The organism is Bradyrhizobium sp. CCGB20 (assembly GCF_024199855.1).
Classification (GTDB): domain Bacteria; phylum Pseudomonadota; class Alphaproteobacteria; order Rhizobiales; family Xanthobacteraceae; genus Bradyrhizobium.
On record NZ_JANADN010000001.1, the window covers coordinates 8,028,031 to 8,045,879 of the forward strand.

The following is a 17,849-nucleotide window of genomic DNA, read 5'->3' on the forward strand; positions in this document are numbered from 1 at the left end:
CCCTCTCACTTCGGAGGATCGAGACGCATTCGGGGCCTCGCGAATTCGGTTCCGTTGATCAGGCGCCGCTCAAAGTGGGTCTTCGCGTTTCGGAGGGACCGGAGCACATCTCGGATGCACATCCGATCCAAGTGCACGGAAACCGGGTAGAGCAAAAAGGCTGGAGCACCGCTCCTATAGCGATGATCGACAAAGCGCGGCACGTAGCCGACGACTGGGGTGTCGTTTTCAACATTGAACTCGTTCTGGTTCAGAAATGACCAGAACTGCTCGCAGCGATCCTTGTAAAGGAGCGCCTCGCTTGATTCTGGCGTAGCATCGATGTCTCTAAATTCCGGCGTTTTTCTGTAGAAATCCGGACGTACTATCACTTCGAAGCCCAAGGTATCCGTATTTACTAGTTCAAGATCCTCGAGGGGCGCGAGCTCTTCCACGAACACCTCGCGCGCTCGCAACGCGCGGCCAATATATTCTCGGAATCCCCCCTTTCCCAACCGACGCAGCACGTGATAGGCGGTGATGATCCCTTGGCACGTTCGCGAATTTTCCAAGGTCCGGTCGAAGTTTGACGCATCTCCGAAGTCACATTCCTTTGTCTGATCCCGGATCGCCGAGTCCATCGAGCGAAGCGAAGCGGCGTCATGAGCCATGAAAACGCTCGACGAATAGGGGCACAATCCAGTCTTGTGGAAATCGACGCCGAAGGAATCCGCAACCCTGACAGCAGCGACACGTCGATGTAACTCCATTATCCTCTGTACAGTCGCCGGCGACAAATAGCGCGGGATTGTACTCTCCGAATCGAACATCAACCAAGGCCATGAGATAACCAGGTCAGCGTGCAGTTGCGGGAGCGGTACATCCGCCCTAGCGCAAACGCGATCGATCACCCTTCTGGCGCCATCGAAGTCATCTGCGACTACATTCATAGTAGCGCCGCCGCTCACAATCACAGCGGAAACCACATCCCCGCTCGCCAGCAATTCCGTCATGGTTTGCTCCAAGGACGCTAGATCCATGCCCCCGCGAGCATCGGTCTGCACCCTAATGGTCGCTTCCTTACCGAGACCAAGGAAATTGCAAATGCTCTCAAGGGAAAAGTGCGCGGTGGCGCTCGCTAGCACGCGGTGGCGGGTGCGATACCCCTTGGCGACTCCCTCTGGTTCAGTCTTATTCAGGCCGGCCTTGATGCCGTACATAAGAGTTGCCTTGCCGCCAGACGTGAAGACACCGCCGGCCAACCTCGCGTCCCATCTGGCGAGTCCCGCTAGCGCCGAAACAACACGCCGTTCAGCTAACAGCAGCTTACCTGAGGTGTGATCCCAGAGGCCGTTGGGATTGTACAAGCTCGTGATCGCGGCGAGGGCGACAGTGTCGAGCAACGGCGACGGCGTAATGTTGAAAAGGGCGCGCGGGTCGTGCCACCGGATGCAACCATCGAAGTACTGACACGTGTCCGACATCGCCTCCTCGAAGGACGAAGTACCACCAGGGATCTCGAAGCCAACGTTCTCCTCCTTGTACATTCCTGTGGGGGCGACAGGCCTGCGCCCACTCCTTCCACCTGCAGTGGCTCTGAGACGCGCAATCAGGAACCGGAGTTTATCTTCCAATTTGGGAAAGTTGGCCTCGTTCGGAAGTAGGAATTCCGACCTGCAAAAGGCGTCCCAATCAAGCTGACTCATGGCTTCGACAATCTGTCCACGGAATGGCTGAAAATCATCAAAGGCGCGCTTCGCCTAGCCGACCTCAGGGGCGCGCGTTCGCTCCTACGACTACCGCATGGCCTTCGAGGCAGAGTAGCACGAGGTGCGACAGTCATTTCGCACCAGTCATAGTGCCGATCAACTACAAGAATATGCAGGTAGACGAGATCAATCGGATCCGTAGAATTGATCAGAGCTTGGGGAGCCGGGGGCAGAAGACCTGTTTCAGGCTACCGATCCGCTGCGGAGGGAGAGTGGGAAGAGCGGCGGTGGCTTTTCGACCAGGGCAAGGCGCGCTTGTATAGTTCTTGGCTTTACGCTTGCTTCCGCTGGCAGTGCGGCAACCTGTAGCGCGGCAGACTCGTCCCCTCCAGAATTATCTTCTCAGAGACTGACCGATGTGCAGCAGATCAAGCTTATCGTCAAAAAGTCCCGCACATCTAAGATCGGCACGGCCGATTCCACCGCTGTGGCCGGCTCACCTAACCCCGCTTGACGTGATGTCACTCGGCGGAGCTATCTATCGGATAGCCCTCAAGATAGACTATGCACATGCGCGACGCGCCTCTTCCAAGTGCTGATCCAAGCCTTGCGCAATATCTCTGCCACGGGGAACGCCAAAAGCAAAGGATTGTGAAAGCATTCTGTGCGACCCGATGTGGGGCAAAACTGCTTGGGGATTGACGACGCTTGTCGTCTAAAGCGAATGCAAGCAAAGCGGTCGGGCTACTACCGTTGTGCAGCTAACGGAGCCGTCGGATGTCGCTCAAGTTGGATGTCAAGTTAGTCGGCATACTCGGCTTTGGCGCATTTGGTCGTCTCGTTGCGATACATCTGCATCCGTATTTTTCGCTGATTGCCTACGATCCTGAGCTGTCTGCGGAAGTCCATGGCCTCGATTGTGTACAGCGCGGCAGTATCGCGGATGTGGGACGCTGCGACCTCGTAATCCTTGCAGTCCCTGTTGCCAATTTGGCAGCCGCAATCAAAGAACTTCGTCCACACCTTCGTCCGGGCGCCATTGTAGTCGATGTCGGCTCAGTAAAGATGCGCCCTGTCGAGGTGATGAGGGCTGAGCTACCGTCGTTCGTTGAGATCGTTGGAACGCACCCTCTGTTCGGGCCAGGAAGTGCCCGCGATGGAATTGCCGGACTTAAGATCGCGCTGTGCCCTGTGCGGGGCCGCTCGGTCCTCAGAATTGGGGCTTTCCTGCGATGCATGCTCGGGCTCACTGTGCACATTGTGTCGCCGGAGGAGCACGATCGGGAAGCCGCGATTGTCCAGGGGATCACGCATCTTGTCGCCAAGGTCCTCGTGCGCATGGAGCCTCTGCCGAGGCGATTGACGACGGCGAGCTTCGATCATCTGATCCAAGCCACAGAAATGGTCAGACACGACGCCCCAAGCGTATTTCTCGCAATCGAGCGCGAGAATCCCTACGCCGCCGGAATTCGAGAACGCTTTTTTTCACTCGCGGAAGCGACGCGCGCGATGTTGGATCAGCACGACTGAACTAACCCGCATTCTTCATACTATCGACGCCACGTTGTGATGATGTGCAGTTTTTCTGGCCGACTGAATGCAGACAGCACGGGACCGCGGCGCCAAAGGCGCTGCCGACCAGAGGGTTTGTTGGGGTCTCCGGTGAGTCTTATACCACCTTCATAACGGCACGATTTTGCGAAGCGGGTCATCTCGTCCACCACGGCACCATCATCGAGACGAACGTTGAGAGTTGTCGCCGCCGTACTGCGATCTGCGATCGAGCGAAAACGCGGCCCTACGGCGAATGGATCCTGATGGACCGACCCATGCCGGAGGCCAACCAATGCTGGTAGCTGCCGCGCAGGTCTGTTTAGGCGACACTAACCGACGCAATTTGGAGTGGGCTTGGCGGCCGAGCCGAGTTGCTCTCCATCGCACAGACCTCGTGCCTACGGCACCGATCAACTGAAGGGAAGGTCCGTCGAGTGAGCAAACACGGTTGCACCACGCGAGGACAAGCAATGTAGTCGCTTGGTCGCTATGGACGCAGGGACTTCCTCTATCGGCAGGCGGTTTCAAAAACGAGCATGGGTCGGGCATTCGCGCTATGGCAGAATGCTTGGCGCTCGATCCATCGTCGGCGCCGCGATGGTTGGTCTGTTGGTCTCAGCCATTGTCCGATGCGCCATAGCTTATTCCAATAATCAGGGCTCTCGCAGGCAAAAATCGACGCAGATGAGATTGCCGTCACCGTCCCGCACCGTCGACCATTCGCAATACTTACCAAGCCAGCCCCGCGGGCCAGGTCCGAACGTGTTCAGCTTCTCCGCTCCAATCGGCCTGCGGACAGAGCGTTGCCGGAGGTTTGCCCGGTACAATGAATATCACCGGTCCTTAATCGGAGTAAGTACCGAAACTGGTAGGCTCCCGTAGGCTGGCGTCCGCGACGCTCGGAACGGCAACCTTGTACGGTTTACGTCTAGTTAGTTGATCTCGGGATTCACAGTAAGCTGGCTGCCTAACGCCGGCTTTGTAGCCAAGGTTGAGAGGGAGCTCCTCCCCAGGCATAACCCCGGGTCTATGGCTCGCAAACGGCACCCGTATGATTCAGGGCATGCTCCCAGCAGGCCATGAAGTCTCACCCGAGCGCCTCGAAGAGTTCAGAGCGATCTACAAAGAAGCGTACGGTGAAGAAATCACCCGGCCCGAGGCAGCTGAAATGACCCGCCGTCTCCTCACGCTCTACCAACTCCTCGGCCGACCTTTGCATACCGACGAAGGGGAGCCAGCCTCTCCATCGCTTCCACGCCCTGATTCAAAACAGCCCTGATACAGTCAAATGTATGCTGACCTTCTTCGGTCTTCGAATATTGCGATATCTCTTTTGCCAGCTTGGCAAATGTGCCCCGTGAAGTTCGAACGTCGTCGACGACTCCCAGCTGGTATTACTTGGTCATAACAGCGTCTCTTTGCCAATTCCGCAATTCTTCACATCGTGCATGGGGCAGTCTTTGGAAGACAATCAATCCATGGCCCGAACAAGATTTGCTTTCACAATCTCCCTTCCACAAGAAATTGCGGTCGAGCTTGAAAGGGTTCAGCAGGAGGAACATCGGTCTCGTTCTGAACTCGTCCGGGAAGCGCTGCGTCGCTATTTCCCGCACGGTCCATGTAGTTGAGCCAGTTTCGCGCAGCAATGCATAGCAAGGCTCGGCGGGAACGCTTCGCGTTAGAATCACCAATCACATTTGGTGGCGCCTGCTCCGGCGCGGGCGATGACCCAGGCCACCATATAGCCCTTGGACTGCTCGGCCTGCACGTGCCGAAGGGCCTCAGAGTAGGTTAGTAAGGGCTCCTGCGCCGGGTAGACTGCGCGGTTGGCCGGGGTGACGAAATGGTGGCAACACACGCGATAGCTTTAGCCTCGAACATCAGAACCTCCTCTCGTCTCAAGTTGCGCGGCCATACGCTCGCGCTGCCTACCACAGGGAATGCGGCGTTTAAAAGGCCGCGCGCTGCTTCAGCGCGCTCTATAAGGTTGGCTCGGCCTGCCAGACGCAGATCGGCGATCTCTACATCGCGCGCTTGATCTTCAAATGCAGCTGCACCGGCAAAGAAGTGCCGGGAGTCATTCCATAAACTCACCATGTCCGGACTTCGATTTCCTGTTCGTCCGCAACTGCTCTGTCAAGCCTCGACCTTCTGGAGCATCGCGACTGTAAGCCGTTGCCTCATGTCCGACATTTTCAAACATGATGCCGATAAAGTACCTCGCGAAAAGCGGTCCTGTGGGCGTTCCTAAACCGTGTTGTACAATCGAAAGCGTCATCACTCCGCCATCGGCTGCATGAGCCCGATCGAGATGTCTTGTAGTTGCCTAGCTTAACTAGACTGATCTTGCAGGTGACGGAAGTCGGCTACGGCGCTTAGCTCCGAACATCGACTGGATGTGTGACATGTTACAGCGCCGCCTGAACGGCCATTGACGTGCGTGACCGACGGGTAATGGTTTCGTTGGGTCCGCTAACGCACGTCGATATTGGCTTATCGGTGCCCATTTTGCTATGTCCAGGCCGGCTTCCTGAAATACGCTGCCTTGGAGATCCCCGAAATCCTTGAATGCATCAAGTCGGTTCGTGAACCGTACGATATTATCTTCGTAAGTGGCGACACCGACTCGTTTGGCCCTCCACGGACAGAGAGGGGACTCGCTTTGCTTCGCGCTCTTCTCCAATTCGGTGTCGATCTCCTCTTTACGACACGGGCCCTCCTCAACGACGATCATCTGCGCGAGCTAGAGGACATAAATGACTCCTGCAGATCGAGAGGCCGGCGAGTCTTCGCCTACGTGAGTGTTGCACAGCTTCATCATCCGCACCTTGAACCGCGTCCTATCGCATCTCCATATGAAAGCATTGCGCAATTGGGCCGCTTCAAAGCAAACGGACTTATTAGCGTGCTGGCACTGCGCCCATTTCTACCAAACGTACCAGTTGAGGAGTACCTCGAAATAATCAAGCTCGCTCAAACCAACGCGGACATTGTTGTTGGGGAAATCTGGTACGCTGACCAAGCTGGCAAAATGGATGAACGCGTGTTCGAGGGGGCGCCTGCAAACTATCCCTTCACACTGAAACAGATAGACTTTGACGAAAACGAAGAGGTTTGGAAGGTGTTTGAAGGTAAGAATATTGAAGCGAGCGCGGCACCTTTGTGCGCCGACCTGAACCTTCCATTCTTCATGCGTAGTAGGCCGGCGATCGAATGGGCTCGCCGCAAGCTCGCGAACTAGGTTTCCTCTTCAGGCAACTTCCTAGGTTAGGAGCCATGAACGCCGGTAATCGCGGTACGTCTTCCCTTTGACAGCCTTCTCTATCCCCGCTTTCAAGCATGTCGTGGATGAGCAAAAGCGGCGTACGGCTCGGCATCAGAAGATGCGTGTGGCCTCAGCCTCGATCTTCTTGCGGATCAGGGGATGCAGACTACAGTATCCGTACAACCTTTCCGTCCGGGCGCCGCGGACGCCCGCCAGGGAAGCCTACCAGTTTCGGTAGTAATTCCGAGTTAGGGATCAGTGATATTCATTGCAGCTCCGGATATCAACCCTAGGGAGTTAGCATGGCAAATCTTGATGCGTGGAAATCCTTCATTACCGGTAGAGTAAGTATTGAGAAAGGTGATGTAGCGGGAGGCCTTGCTGCTATCAACGAGGCACTCAAACTCGATCCATCGGAGCCCATTTTTGTGCGTTCTCGAGAAACAGCGGAGACTCTCCTCAGAGCCTCTGCAAAAGAGGCGATAGGGACGGAGCTGGCCTCTGAATACAACCGGATTGCGAAAGCGAACTCAGGCGCCAACGATAAGCCGGACGTGTGGCTGAGGGACCTTCACAATTTATTGGATAAAGCCGAAGGTCGCGTAAGCGCTGTCGCCGTCGTGTGGTGAGTCTGCCAGACAAGAAGCTTGTCATGAAGCTCGAACAAGACCGCGAGCATCCCTTCGACCGAGATGTGCCGATTCATAATTGGTATTATCCGCTCGCGGTCGAGACACTAGCACTGTCGCCGACGGGCGTCCGACAGTTTCTTGACATGACCCGGGCCGATCCAACTGTGCGTCGCGCCCTTTATCTTCACATCCCCTTTTGCGACACGATTTGCTCCTTTTGTCCCTTTGTCCGCAAATCGGCCGCTGAAAACGATTTGATAGACGCGTATTTTTCAGTTCTTCTCACTGAGATAAGGACTAAGTCGAAGCTGAGCGATAACAAAATTAACGCAATCTTTATCGGGGGCGGAACGCCGTCGCTATTATCCGCCCTCCAGATCAATCAGCTTGGAGAAATACTCCAATCATCCTTTGATTTGTCCGAAATTCAGGAATTTTCCTTCGAGGTGGAGGTGAAGAGTGTCACCGCCGAAAAACTTAAGGCTCTAAAGACGGTCGGCGTGACAAACGTGCGCCTGGGCGTCCAAACCCTTCAGGATCAAGCAAGAAACCTCCTCGACCTTACCGCCCCCGCCAGGGACGCCAAATCTGCGCTTGAGCTCATGCTCGCCCATTTCGATCTTGTGTCGGCAGACATGCTCTATGCCTACGACGGCCAGAGGCAGCGGGATTTGGAGGCCGACATCAAAGAGATCATAAATACGGGTGTGCCGCTGATCGAGCTTTACCCCCTTAATCCGGTCGCTTCCCAAACTCGATTCCATAAACGTGCCGGGCAGTTGGGTCTTCGTCCGGCCACGGCTCGCACTCGCCACGAGTATCGTCTCACCGCCACCGATATGCTAGCCAATGCCGGATACTTTCCGCACAACGGGCACGGGTTTATTCGCACTAGAACCAGCGGGTATCCGACCACGGACGCCTACCACTTCGACTATCACGAGAATGTCTACGGCTATAAGAACTATGAAATCCTGGGGTTTGGCGCGAACGCGATATCGAGCATCCAAGGTATTTCGCTGCAGAACACAGGCCTGCTTCATCAATACATGCATGACGTTCTCGAGCACGGCGTCCCATGCGGAGCTCTCGGTCGTTCGGATGCGTACTCAAGGGAAAGCCGTCCCTTAATTTTTCGCCTTCCTTATTTTGGCTCCGTTGAAAAGGCGGCAATTGACTTCCTGAACGTATATCCAGAGACGCTTCAAAGCCTTCTTGCGCTCATCCGTCATGGGATGATCGAAGATATCGGTCAAACGTTCCGTATCACGCGCCTCGGATGGATTTGGTACACGAACTGCATGTATTTCCTGCTGCCGCAGCATGAAAAGGAGATGATCGACGTTCAAGTATCAAGCGCAAGGAAAGACAAGCGGGCAGCGTTGGAAAACGAGCATCTCAGGTTAGATGCATGAAGGTAGACCTGAACGACAAGATATTCCGGGGAAGAGAGAATTACGACGTCGGAGATTTCGATGAGACCGTCATATTTACCTTTTCCCAAAGGAAAGCGATCGTGACCGCAACGTTCGAGGGACAACTGATCGAATACGGTGTCCTTCTTGGAGCGATGACAGAAGACGGCACCTTATCGGGGCACTGGATTTATTTGAACAGGCAGCAGCAACCGTTTCTAGGGGTGTTTGAAAGCACGGTCGAGCTGTCATCGGCAGGCCGCATCGTTCTCAAGGAACACTGGGCTAGCCTGTCTCCAGGGGCCCCAAGACTCGGATTTTCTACGATCGAAGAGGCCTAAGAGGTGCATATGGCCGCTTCCAATCCTCTCCTATTTAGCACGAGTTATGCAGTGTGCTGGTCGAATGCGCGATCTTGAGTTTATCCTGCGCATGCACGGAACTGAATGCAAGGCCTATTACGCAGCGCTGGCGGATCTTACCCGTGAGGCTCCTGTGTATGAGGATCGCGGCGAGTTCGTGTGCGGAACACCGGATCTTTGCACCTGGCTCTTGAAACACGACGCCGTGACGCGTCCGATGCTGTCGTTCGAAAAGAATTTGGCCACTTTGCCGCTCGATGACGCTGAGCGGAGGCAGCTCGCGATGACGACAGAAGTCGTCGACCAGCTCCTCGCGCGGTCAATCTTTGGAAACCGCAATGGCACTGCGTCCGAATGGTTCGCTTGGCTCTCCGAGCTCTGCAACGCGGACGCCTTGGATCAAATCGCTCGAAAGCATCTGCGCAAGATACCGCCGCGCACCCTCTATGACTTCATGCAAATCGCCAGATCCTACATCGCAGATATTGCATGTCTCGTGGCTGGCGTTCACAGCGACTTCACGCAAGCATACGAAAGGCCGATCGCCGCCATGGTTGACTACATGGACGGCAGAGTGAACACGCGTGCAGATGCACTGCGTGCCGCAGCTGGCGTCAAAGCGGTCGCCGACAAACTTTCTTCTGAGGATTGCAATGACTTACTGCCGGCAGCGCTACGTGCCGACATCCCAAACCGAACGATGTTTCTGATCGCAGCGCATGAAAGCTCAGCATATTTGATCGCAACAGCGTGCCTGATGCTGAAAAGGACGCCTGATCTCACCACGCAGAAAGCGGTTCGTGCCGCTGCAGATTTTGATTTCCCGATCCAGAGCGTTCTCCGCGAGACCACTGAAGATCTGAGGTGGGGAGACTTTCATCTACCAAGGGGCCGAAGAATCCGCATCCATATCGGAGCAGCTTTTGGAGGGGGGCGTCAGCCTAACAAAAGTTTCGGTATTGGTGCTAACGTGTGCCCTGGAGCGAAATTGGCTGTCGCAGCCGCGGAAGCCCTCATCAACAATTTCCGGCCGCTTCTGCCCCAAACAGCCTTTTTTGAACGGAACAGACATACCTCTCTTGCTGCTAGAACCTTTCGCAGGCTTAACGCATTCACCGACTACATCTCATGATCGTCGGCCACCACCTTATTGTCGATAGTCTCGTTGAAGACACAGCCATTCTTCGAAATGTTGAGACTCCTGAAGCAAGTTTTCGGCGGGTCTTTGCTTCCCATTGCGTCAAGGTGCTAAACTTCGTGCCGCATCTATTTTCCTGGGCATGAAATCAACACGTCGCAGTGGGGTATGGGCAAATAGTCGGTAGCTCTGTTTCTGGTCTTCAGCAGCAGCGTGATACGAAGCGTTTTCATGACGTATGCAAAGGAATTCTATCGGGGGAGTGCAGGTGAATTGTCTAAGGGTGAAAATAAACAACGTTTTCTTAAAGGTTGGCGCAATAGCCAGCGGGCCGGCGGTGGTTTCCAACACCGCAGGAATCAACCGTATTGACGAGTCAGCCTTCGTTTGCGAACGCGGTTGAGTTCTTCAACAGCCTGCTCTAGACATCGTCGGCTATTCTTCTGATTGTCGGAGACATTGCGATCGCGGTGCGCCCTTGCCAAAATCTAGGCCGATTGATCGGGCGGGCTGCTCAGTTTAGTGTTTGATCGCAATGAATGACGCGACAACGCCGGCAGCCCCACCATCGTGCGGCTTTGCTCTGATCACAGTGCCAACCAGTGTTGGGATCTGGTTAACGCTATTCGGCCACTTCGGCGTTGTGTTGGCGCGATAATCGTACTCCCAGTTCGCAGTCGCGGTACCGGCGCGTCCGGTGCCAAACAGCTCCACGCTGATATCGCCGGAAGCATCCTTGAAAACTGGTCTGAAGCGGTCGCTGCAATGACCCGGGCCTTGCCCGGGAATGTCCCATCGCTGATAATGGCGCAATCAACAGAGTTGCCGAACGAAACGTTCCGCCCATAAAAAACGTGCCAAGGTGCTCGTTGCGGAAAATTCGTGTGTTGTTATCACCCTGTTCAAGAGTGCCATGACAGCCTCTTGCGAAACCAAGCCGAAGTCGGCCAAGGCGCAAGAAGCAAGCTGTGATGAAATTATGTCCGCACGAGCCGCAATCGCCTTTGGCAGTACAAGCGCGAAAGTCTCCTTTGCGTAACCGCGTGGAAATACGTCAGAGCCCAAGCGCTCACGCAAGTAAGAACGGAGGAGCTCCTTGCCCGAGCGAAGTGCAAACGGAAGCTTCGCTCCAAAATTGATCAAGCTCGGATCGCCGAATGGGCGGACGGGCCAAAGTCCTCGCGTCGCGAGTGGGCGAGCATGACAAAGACTTGCGAGCAGAGTTGTGGATAGAGTGGCGCTGATGGGGGCGCTAAAAAGGAAGGATGAACGAGCGGCGTCGAGCCCGCGTTTCGTCAATAGGTCTTCTGCAAGCCCAAGCGCGATATCCAGGTGGGGTGAAGACGGAGATCTGGGTTGCTCCTCGTCGCTGCTGAAGCGAGCGCAAAGCTCGTCTCCTCCTATGCCGGTCCAGATTATTTCGCAGCCATCACCGCGGAACCGATCCCAGAGTGACCCAAACGCCTCAAGGTAATACTCTGAAATGAGTGGCAGGCGTCCTTTCAGGTCAAGATCTAGATCAATCGCCGGCATGTGGGCGTGCATGTCAACTTTGTGATCGCGGCAATCCAGTGCGCTCAAAATGCTCGCTCGGCGGTCAATCTGCTTGGGGCTACTCCCGTCGCCCAATAGTATCCCGCCACATGCTAGCGATGCTACACTCTCGCTAACAGCAACTGCGACGGAAGCGGAGTCCATTCCTCCGCTCAGCTCCACAGCGTTTGCGCAGAACGCCGTCGGCCGCAAACGAACAACCGCCTGAAGAGTATCAGAAAACTCAAGGACATAATTGCTCCCCTCTCGTCCAGTGAGCTCGGGGGCTGATGAAGTTGTCGCGCCGTACTCAAATGACGTTAGCGATCTGTCGACGTACAAGGTGGCGCCAGCAGTCAGCAGATTAACGCCAACGCAGGCCTGTCGCGCAGAGTAGAACGTTCTCATAGACAGATGATGGGCTATGATTTCTGCATCGATCGTTCCCGATTTATCCAAAAGATCCATGAAATCCCAGGAGAGCGTAACCGTACGAGTGCGCTCCTCCACGTGGAAGTAAATTGGGAGGCTGGCTATATGGCCTGCTCGTACACGCAACCGAGGGCCCCGGCGAGCCGCCTCGATCACGATAAAATCGAGCGGCCAGTGCATGCATTTCTGGTAGTGCTGACGAAACTGATCTGTAGACGCATGGTCTATTACGACCGAATGAACGCCAGCCCCGTCCGCCGCTACTTGACGCTCACGTATGACGAAGAACCATTGCTCAGTGCTCTTCACTAACGAGCTCTCAAGACTCTTATGTTGGAATGGCCAGATGCAGCTTTCACCAAACTCTATCGAACAGCCTTGGACAACAGGATCGAAGTTTTCCAGGTCGGCTATTTTTAGAGTGGCCTTGAGCATTTGTTCCTCGACTTAAAACGTTACCGCCTCTCGTGTGAGAGGCGGTAACAGAGTGAAGAATGATCTTAAAGGTAACCTTCGTTAGCGCTGTCGCTAGGGAAGGGGCCCTTCGGATACGAAGTAGTAGGAGGTGGCAGCACCGGTAAGGGGAGGTCAGTTGTATCGGGCCGCGATGGCCGCTTAGGCGCGTCTGCAGTTGCGCTCTTCATGTCAATCTCCGGGTGATCGGGCTTCTCGTCGTCAATCTAGGCTTCAGTAAAAGCCAGAGAGAGTGGCGCGGCACCGTGCCGAGCCACAATAGAAGGTCTCTCATGGGAGAAGGCGGGCGACAACCTACCAATGTCGGCAGTTGGCTGACGGTGCTGGACAGAATTGGATTGGTGTCTAGTAACGGTAAACGGCAGCAAATTCCGCTGAGCCGCATCTTTACGTGAGATCGTATGGAATTCAGATGGCAAGGCCATGTCAGCTCTCTCAGAGCAAGCAAAGCCCTATTCCCTGGATCCGCTGCAGATCAGGTCGACGATAGCGTATTGTCGCCGGCTTCCGAAATTCTGCATGCGTACTGGCGATCCGACCGGCGCTTGCTTCTCATCATTGGGGCGGTGGCGCTGATCTCCAGCGCCAGCAGCGTCGCAGGCCCCTATGTATTTTCGTGTCTCATTGATCGTCTTCCGCGCAGCGAAGACATGTCGGCGGTTGCTTGGGGTTTCGCTGGATACGCGGTTTTGGTGGGCGTAGCCTCTGCATTGCAGCGCATGCTGCAGTATCTCTCCTTCATGGCAGCCGAGAACCTGGGCTTCATTGCTGCAACTCGCTTCTTCGATCGCATCCTGAGGAAAACCGCTGCCGTTTTTCTTGAGTGCAATCCGGCGGAGATACAGAGTGCGGCTGCTCGCGGGCGCAGCGCATTAACGACGTTGGTCCAGCTTGGGATTGTCGTCTTCGTCCCTGCTTCAATGCAGCTTCTGCTTACGCTCGTTACCCTCGGCGCGCTCCTCAATATCCAGATCGCTGCAATCGTCGCCATCTATGGAGCAATCGCGATTGCATTGACGTGGATTTCCACGCGTCAGGCCCGCGCGTTCCTGGATGCGGCGGTCGAAGCCGGACAGGAGAATGCTCGGTTCGTCGGCAACGTCCTGAACGCGATGGACACGTTGCGCCATTTCGGCAGTCACTCCTGGATGAACGAACGCTTCATGATAAGGGCGCGGGAGGTACGTGATAACTGGCGAGTCTACGTGTTGCAACGACTGCTCTACATCGCCGTGCTCGGCTTCGCCGTCGCGCTGCAATTTGCGGTCACGCTTCTCTTTCTTATACCTGAATACCACGCCGGCGCGGTCACCATCGGCGATATGGTGCTATTCAGTACGCTTCTACTTCAGCTCAATATGCCCTTTGAGACGGTCGCGAGGGCGATCTCTGACGTGGCGCGGTCGCGAGCCGACCTCATCCCTCTAGGCAGACTGTGGGCCGCACCAGAAGAGCGGCAAGCATCTCATGCTCACGATTTCAAGCCCTCCGCTGGCCAGCTCTCTTTCGAGAGCATTGGTTATGCCTACGACAACGGTCGCGGCGTTACCAACGTCTCGTTTAAGGCCGGGCGCGGCGGGATTACTTTTCTTGTCGGTGAAACCGGATCGGGGAAGTCCACGATCTTTAAGCTTGCCCTGAAATCGATTGAGCCCGACTACGGGCGAATTCTCGTCGATGGAGCCGATATAGCGAGCGTCGATCGCGCGGATTGGTATGCCGCAGTTGCTGTCGTGCCGCAGGACGTGATGTTGCTCAATGAGTCGCTAGCTAACAACATTTTGCTAGGTCGGCCCCGCGATGAGGTACGCCTTCGCCGTGCGTCGAAAGAGGCCGCTATTCTCCCGTTGATCGAGGCGCTACCAGAAGGATTTGAAACAACCGTTGGAGAACGCGGCCTGAAGCTTTCCGGCGGGGAGCGACAGCGCGTTGCTATTGCCCGCGCGCTCTATGGCCAGCCGGCGATCCTTCTTCTCGACGAGGCTAGCTCCGCGCTCGACGAACGAACCGAGCGGGACATTATGGACCATATACGCACCCTAGCGGAGGATGTGACTGTGCTAGCGATCACTCATCGGAGAGGTGTCATCTCTTCGAGCGACGTCGTGGTCGATCTGACCGACTGCGGCTTGTCAGTTACTTAGACGACCGACCTGAAAAACTACCTAGTGGTTCATCACAGTGATTTCGACGTTTTGATACCGAGCCATTCGAGGATCGGCAAGCTTTCCGGCGGAACGAGGATTTCGATGCTTCTGGGGACGCCGAGTTGACGTCGGATGAAGCCATTTCGTTCGAGGGTGACGATCATCTGGTGGACCGAAGGCGGGCTGACGCGGAAGTGGCGCTGGATGTCGGCTTCGGCGGGTGGACGTCCGAACATGTGGGCGTAGGTGTGGATGAAGGCCAGGTAATAAGCCTGCTTCTCGGTGAGGCGCGCGCCTGATTTTTAACTCATCGTTGGATTCGTCCCGGCCTCCGACAAGGAGGCAAAGCATGAATGTACGTTATCGGGTCGAATTGAGCCAAGCCGAGCGCGACGAACTGACGGGATGCTCGGCGGCGGCAAGCACGCCGCCCGCAAGCTTAAGCGGGCACAGATTTTGCTGGCGGCCGATGGAGGCTGCCGCGACGAGGAGATTGCCCGGACCGTGAGTGTCAGCCTCTCCACCGTCGGCCGGACCAGGCGCCGCTTCGTGGAAGGCAATCTGGAGCCGGCGTTGAGCGAGGAGCCGCGTCCGGGCGCTGAGCGCAAGCTGACCGGCAAGGAGGAAGCCCTGCTGGTGGCGACCGCATGCGCCAAGCCGCCCGATGGCTGCAAACGCTGGACGCTGACGCTGCTGGCCGACACTAATGGGAGGGCGCCTCCAGGTTCGAAAGCTCCTATCATTGCAGAGAGTGTGGCCCGGGTGGAATGACATGCGGCCGGCACAACGTAGCGACGGTTGTTCGCTTGGCGTCTGCTCTCATATCTCCCTACAGAAGCCAACGTAAAAGAGTTTCTGTTGCATTCCAGTAAGTACCCGAGTGAAATCTGTGCTCCACCGAGTAGACAGATTTATACTCGAGTGCTGCGTTCGGAAAACGTCTGCTGCGCTTGCATCACCCGGCATAAACGCCCGCCAGGGCCGAACTCGCCATCTTTGCGCTGCTTGAACAATCTTGAACACCTGCTCCAGGATACGCGGCACTTCAATCGATCAGCCTGACCTCGGCAGCTCTGCACCTTGAGCGCCGTTTGTTGAAGTGGAGATTGAACCTCACACGCGCGCCCGGCATCAGATCGGTACCTGTGCAGTTGCGTAGTTCGGAGATGTGCACGAACAGATCCTCGCCGTTGCGACCATCAGGCCTTATGAAGCCCCAGCCCTTTTCGACACTGTACGAAACTACCGTTCCAGTCTGCATCTTTGCTCTAGCTTTTCGAGATCGGAAAATCGCACTTTGATGTTTACACGACGATATCGAGTCGCGAGCTATGCCTGCGCGGCTGCCTTCGAGCCGCGGGTACACTTTCCTAACCTGGGCGGAGCAAAGATCTCGCGGACATGACGGTCTCGTCTCCCGCGGTTTAGGGAGACACTGATTCGGCAGTTGTTCCCCCTACGTGTTCGTGCCTGCGTAGGACACAGCAGCGACGAGCGTGACGGAATCCAGTCGCCGGTCGAAGATTCTGCTTCATATCGCCTCACAGCACCAGCGGGACGGACCAGACGCTAGCGGCGACGCGGCGCCGAGTCCGTCCCTAACATCACCGCATCTGGAGTAATAAGTGATGCTGCCCCAAACCGAGCAAAGGCCGTGCCGAAATCGAGACCCGCAGGTTCTGCAGGCGCTTCGTAGCGGCGCCGTATGATCAAGTTGTCGACATTGGTCAGGAAGCTGACATGGATGCCAACATTGTCCTACGCTTCCTAGCCCTGGCTGACTACGGACCAATGGTGGGATTCCGGTCGCTTGTCGAATTCTCTACCCCGTTCCTTCGAACGGATTGCGACAACAGGGCCGGCCTAACGCGCAGAAATGACCAACCAATGCGCCGAGTAAACGCGCCTGAATGCGAAGCCTCGGTAGATGCGCTGATAATCGTTGGGGAGAGAGGTCGACTTCGGCTCGTAGTGGCTTGCAACTGCGAAAACGAATGAGGCCGCGAGACAATGCAGTCCCGCGGCCTCGCCACCGGAATCTATCGAAAAAACCGTTTAAGTATGAAATCCCTCCACCGGTGTTCCTCCAGCAGAACACCGTGTTCAAGAATTGACAATCCGGGCGGCTACGGGGAAAGGAACTGATGGCGCGACACTCGCGGAGTGAGCGTCACGTCGTAGTTCACAACGGCAAGACCGTCTCAAAGCACCCCACTCAGCTTGCTTCGGAAGAAGCGGCTATCCGTGCTGGTCACCGCGCGCATGATGCCGACGGACTTGACTAAGCCGTCCTGCAAAGCCGCCGGAAATCCGGGAAGAGCGCAGCTACGGCGCTGACCTGCGCGACGTGGAAGGTTAAAGGCATAGCCAAAGACCTTTACGATCGCAGTGGCCGCGCAAGCCATTACATTGATGACGACGGGACCATGTATACGTGCTTTGGCCAGACTGTTGGCTTTGTGAAAGGAGAGAGTGTCTACACGAATGGCGGCTGCACAACGGTTGGATCCGCGACTCAGGTGGAAATGCAATTGCATTCACGGATGATGCATCGGGCGGCCCCTTCCGCCGATGCGATCAATACCGTCGATAAAGAGCATCCCAACCATTCCGCCAATTCGAGCGATACCCTCAATCCGCCCATTCCGGCTAGACCGACTCTTTCATGGATTGGGCTCCCGACATCGTGCTCACCTCATTTTCGCTCGGCGGGCCTCAACGGAGCTGACGCCAGTGTGATCTTCTCCGCGCGCACGGTGCCGGTCGCCGCGCGTCATCCGTAAAAATACTGCCCCCCAACACGCATTGCGAGATCTGAGTCTTTTATGCACAACTTGCCCTCGTATTGCCCAAGAGGTTCGAGGCCCCATGCCATTGGCTTCTCGCTCGGCGCTGAGGACTAAGCCTTATCTCGACCACGGCTCTCAGTGTCCGTTCTGTCAGCAGGAGGTCGAGTTCGACTTTGCGGCGCGGCTGAACGCCTACTTCGATGAAACCTATCTGAACGACATGGCAGCCGTCGCCGCGACCCTCGAGCCTTTATGAAGTCGTCGCCGAGAAGACTTCGAAGAGGCTCAAAGAGATTGTCGCGCACGATAGCCATCATCTCGATGGGGAACTTCTGCGGGCACGTATCGATCGGCTCACCGCCCGCATCGAGCTGAATAAGCGCCTGCTAGAAGCCAAGAAGCGCGAGCCAAGCGCGCCCG

The 17,849-nt window shown here is 56.0% G+C and carries 14 protein-coding genes and 1 pseudogene; 11 read left to right on the forward strand and 4 right to left on the reverse strand.

Features of this window, described 5'->3' with window-relative positions; all coding sequences use genetic code 11:
* Positions 1-5: 5 nt before the first annotated feature.
* Positions 6-1,685 (reverse strand): pyridoxal-dependent decarboxylase, encoded by a 1,680-nt coding sequence (locus tag NLM15_RS37725; protein WP_254123051.1) that lies wholly within the window; start codon positions 1,683-1,685, stop codon positions 6-8.
* A 780-nt stretch (positions 1,686-2,465) separates the two neighbouring features.
* On the opposite strand from NLM15_RS37725, the gene NLM15_RS37730 reads away from it, so the two are divergent.
* From NLM15_RS37730 to NLM15_RS37755, 7 genes are all read left to right on the forward strand, one after another.
* Positions 2,466-3,218 carry a prephenate dehydrogenase gene (locus NLM15_RS37730; protein WP_254123052.1) on the forward strand — a complete coding sequence of 251 codons (753 nt, stop codon included), beginning with the start codon at positions 2,466-2,468 and terminating at the stop codon, positions 3,216-3,218.
* Between the two features lie 1,502 nt (positions 3,219-4,720).
* Complete coding sequence (locus NLM15_RS44185) at positions 4,721-4,870, forward strand: CopG family ribbon-helix-helix protein (RefSeq protein ID WP_375166954.1); 150 nt, start codon at positions 4,721-4,723, stop codon at positions 4,868-4,870.
* 860 nt (positions 4,871-5,730) lie between these two features.
* Positions 5,731-6,483, forward strand: a complete 753-nt coding sequence (locus NLM15_RS44190; RefSeq protein ID WP_375166912.1) for a radical SAM protein — start codon at positions 5,731-5,733, stop codon at positions 6,481-6,483.
* A 326-nt stretch (positions 6,484-6,809) separates the two neighbouring features.
* On the forward strand, positions 6,810-7,136 hold the full coding sequence (locus tag NLM15_RS37740; RefSeq protein WP_254123054.1) for a hypothetical protein: 327 nt from the start codon (positions 6,810-6,812) through the stop codon (positions 7,134-7,136).
* Between the two features lie 23 nt (positions 7,137-7,159).
* On the forward strand, positions 7,160-8,554 hold the full coding sequence (locus NLM15_RS37745; protein WP_254123055.1) for a coproporphyrinogen-III oxidase family protein: 1,395 nt from the start codon (positions 7,160-7,162) through the stop codon (positions 8,552-8,554).
* Positions 8,551-8,895 (forward strand): hypothetical protein, encoded by a 345-nt coding sequence (locus NLM15_RS37750; protein WP_254123056.1) that lies wholly within the window; start codon positions 8,551-8,553, stop codon positions 8,893-8,895. Before NLM15_RS37745 ends, NLM15_RS37750 begins: the two co-directional genes overlap by 4 nt.
* Positions 8,896-8,959: 64 nt before the next feature.
* A complete protein-coding gene (locus tag NLM15_RS37755; protein WP_254123057.1) occupies positions 8,960-10,048 on the forward strand; it encodes a hypothetical protein in 1,089 nt (362 codons plus the stop codon).
* 819 nt (positions 10,049-10,867) lie between these two features.
* Here the strand turns inward: NLM15_RS37755 and NLM15_RS37760 are convergent.
* Positions 10,868-12,454: a hypothetical protein gene (locus tag NLM15_RS37760; protein WP_254123058.1), complete on the reverse strand. Its 1,587-nt coding sequence runs from the start codon at positions 12,452-12,454 to the stop codon at positions 10,868-10,870.
* 533 nt (positions 12,455-12,987) lie between these two features.
* Here NLM15_RS37760 and NLM15_RS37765 point away from each other — a divergent pair.
* Positions 12,988-14,637, forward strand: a complete 1,650-nt coding sequence (locus tag NLM15_RS37765; RefSeq protein ID WP_254123059.1) for an ABC transporter ATP-binding protein — start codon at positions 12,988-12,990, stop codon at positions 14,635-14,637.
* Positions 14,638-14,669: 32 nt separating this feature from the next.
* Here the strand turns inward: NLM15_RS37765 and NLM15_RS37770 are convergent, their stop codons facing one another.
* A complete protein-coding gene (locus tag NLM15_RS37770) occupies positions 14,670-14,876 on the reverse strand; it encodes a helix-turn-helix domain-containing protein (protein ID WP_309144956.1) in 207 nt (68 codons plus the stop codon).
* A 113-nt stretch (positions 14,877-14,989) separates the two neighbouring features.
* On the opposite strand from NLM15_RS37770, the pseudogene NLM15_RS37775 reads away from it, so the two are divergent.
* Positions 14,990-15,339 (forward strand): annotated as a pseudogene (locus NLM15_RS37775) (helix-turn-helix domain-containing protein); the annotation flags it as partial.
* A 346-nt stretch (positions 15,340-15,685) separates the two neighbouring features.
* Here the strand turns inward: NLM15_RS37775 and NLM15_RS37780 are convergent.
* Complete coding sequence (locus NLM15_RS37780) at positions 15,686-15,901, reverse strand: cold-shock protein (RefSeq protein ID WP_254123060.1); 216 nt, start codon at positions 15,899-15,901, stop codon at positions 15,686-15,688.
* Positions 15,902-17,003: 1,102 nt separating this feature from the next.
* Here NLM15_RS37780 and NLM15_RS44195 point away from each other — a divergent pair.
* A complete protein-coding gene (locus tag NLM15_RS44195; protein ID WP_375166955.1) occupies positions 17,004-17,423 on the forward strand; it encodes a 4-fold beta flower protein in 420 nt (139 codons plus the stop codon).
* A gap of 85 nt (positions 17,424-17,508) precedes the next feature.
* Positions 17,509-17,685, forward strand: a complete 177-nt coding sequence (locus NLM15_RS37785) for a hypothetical protein (RefSeq protein ID WP_254123061.1) — start codon at positions 17,509-17,511, stop codon at positions 17,683-17,685.
* Positions 17,686-17,849 lie beyond the last annotated feature (164 nt).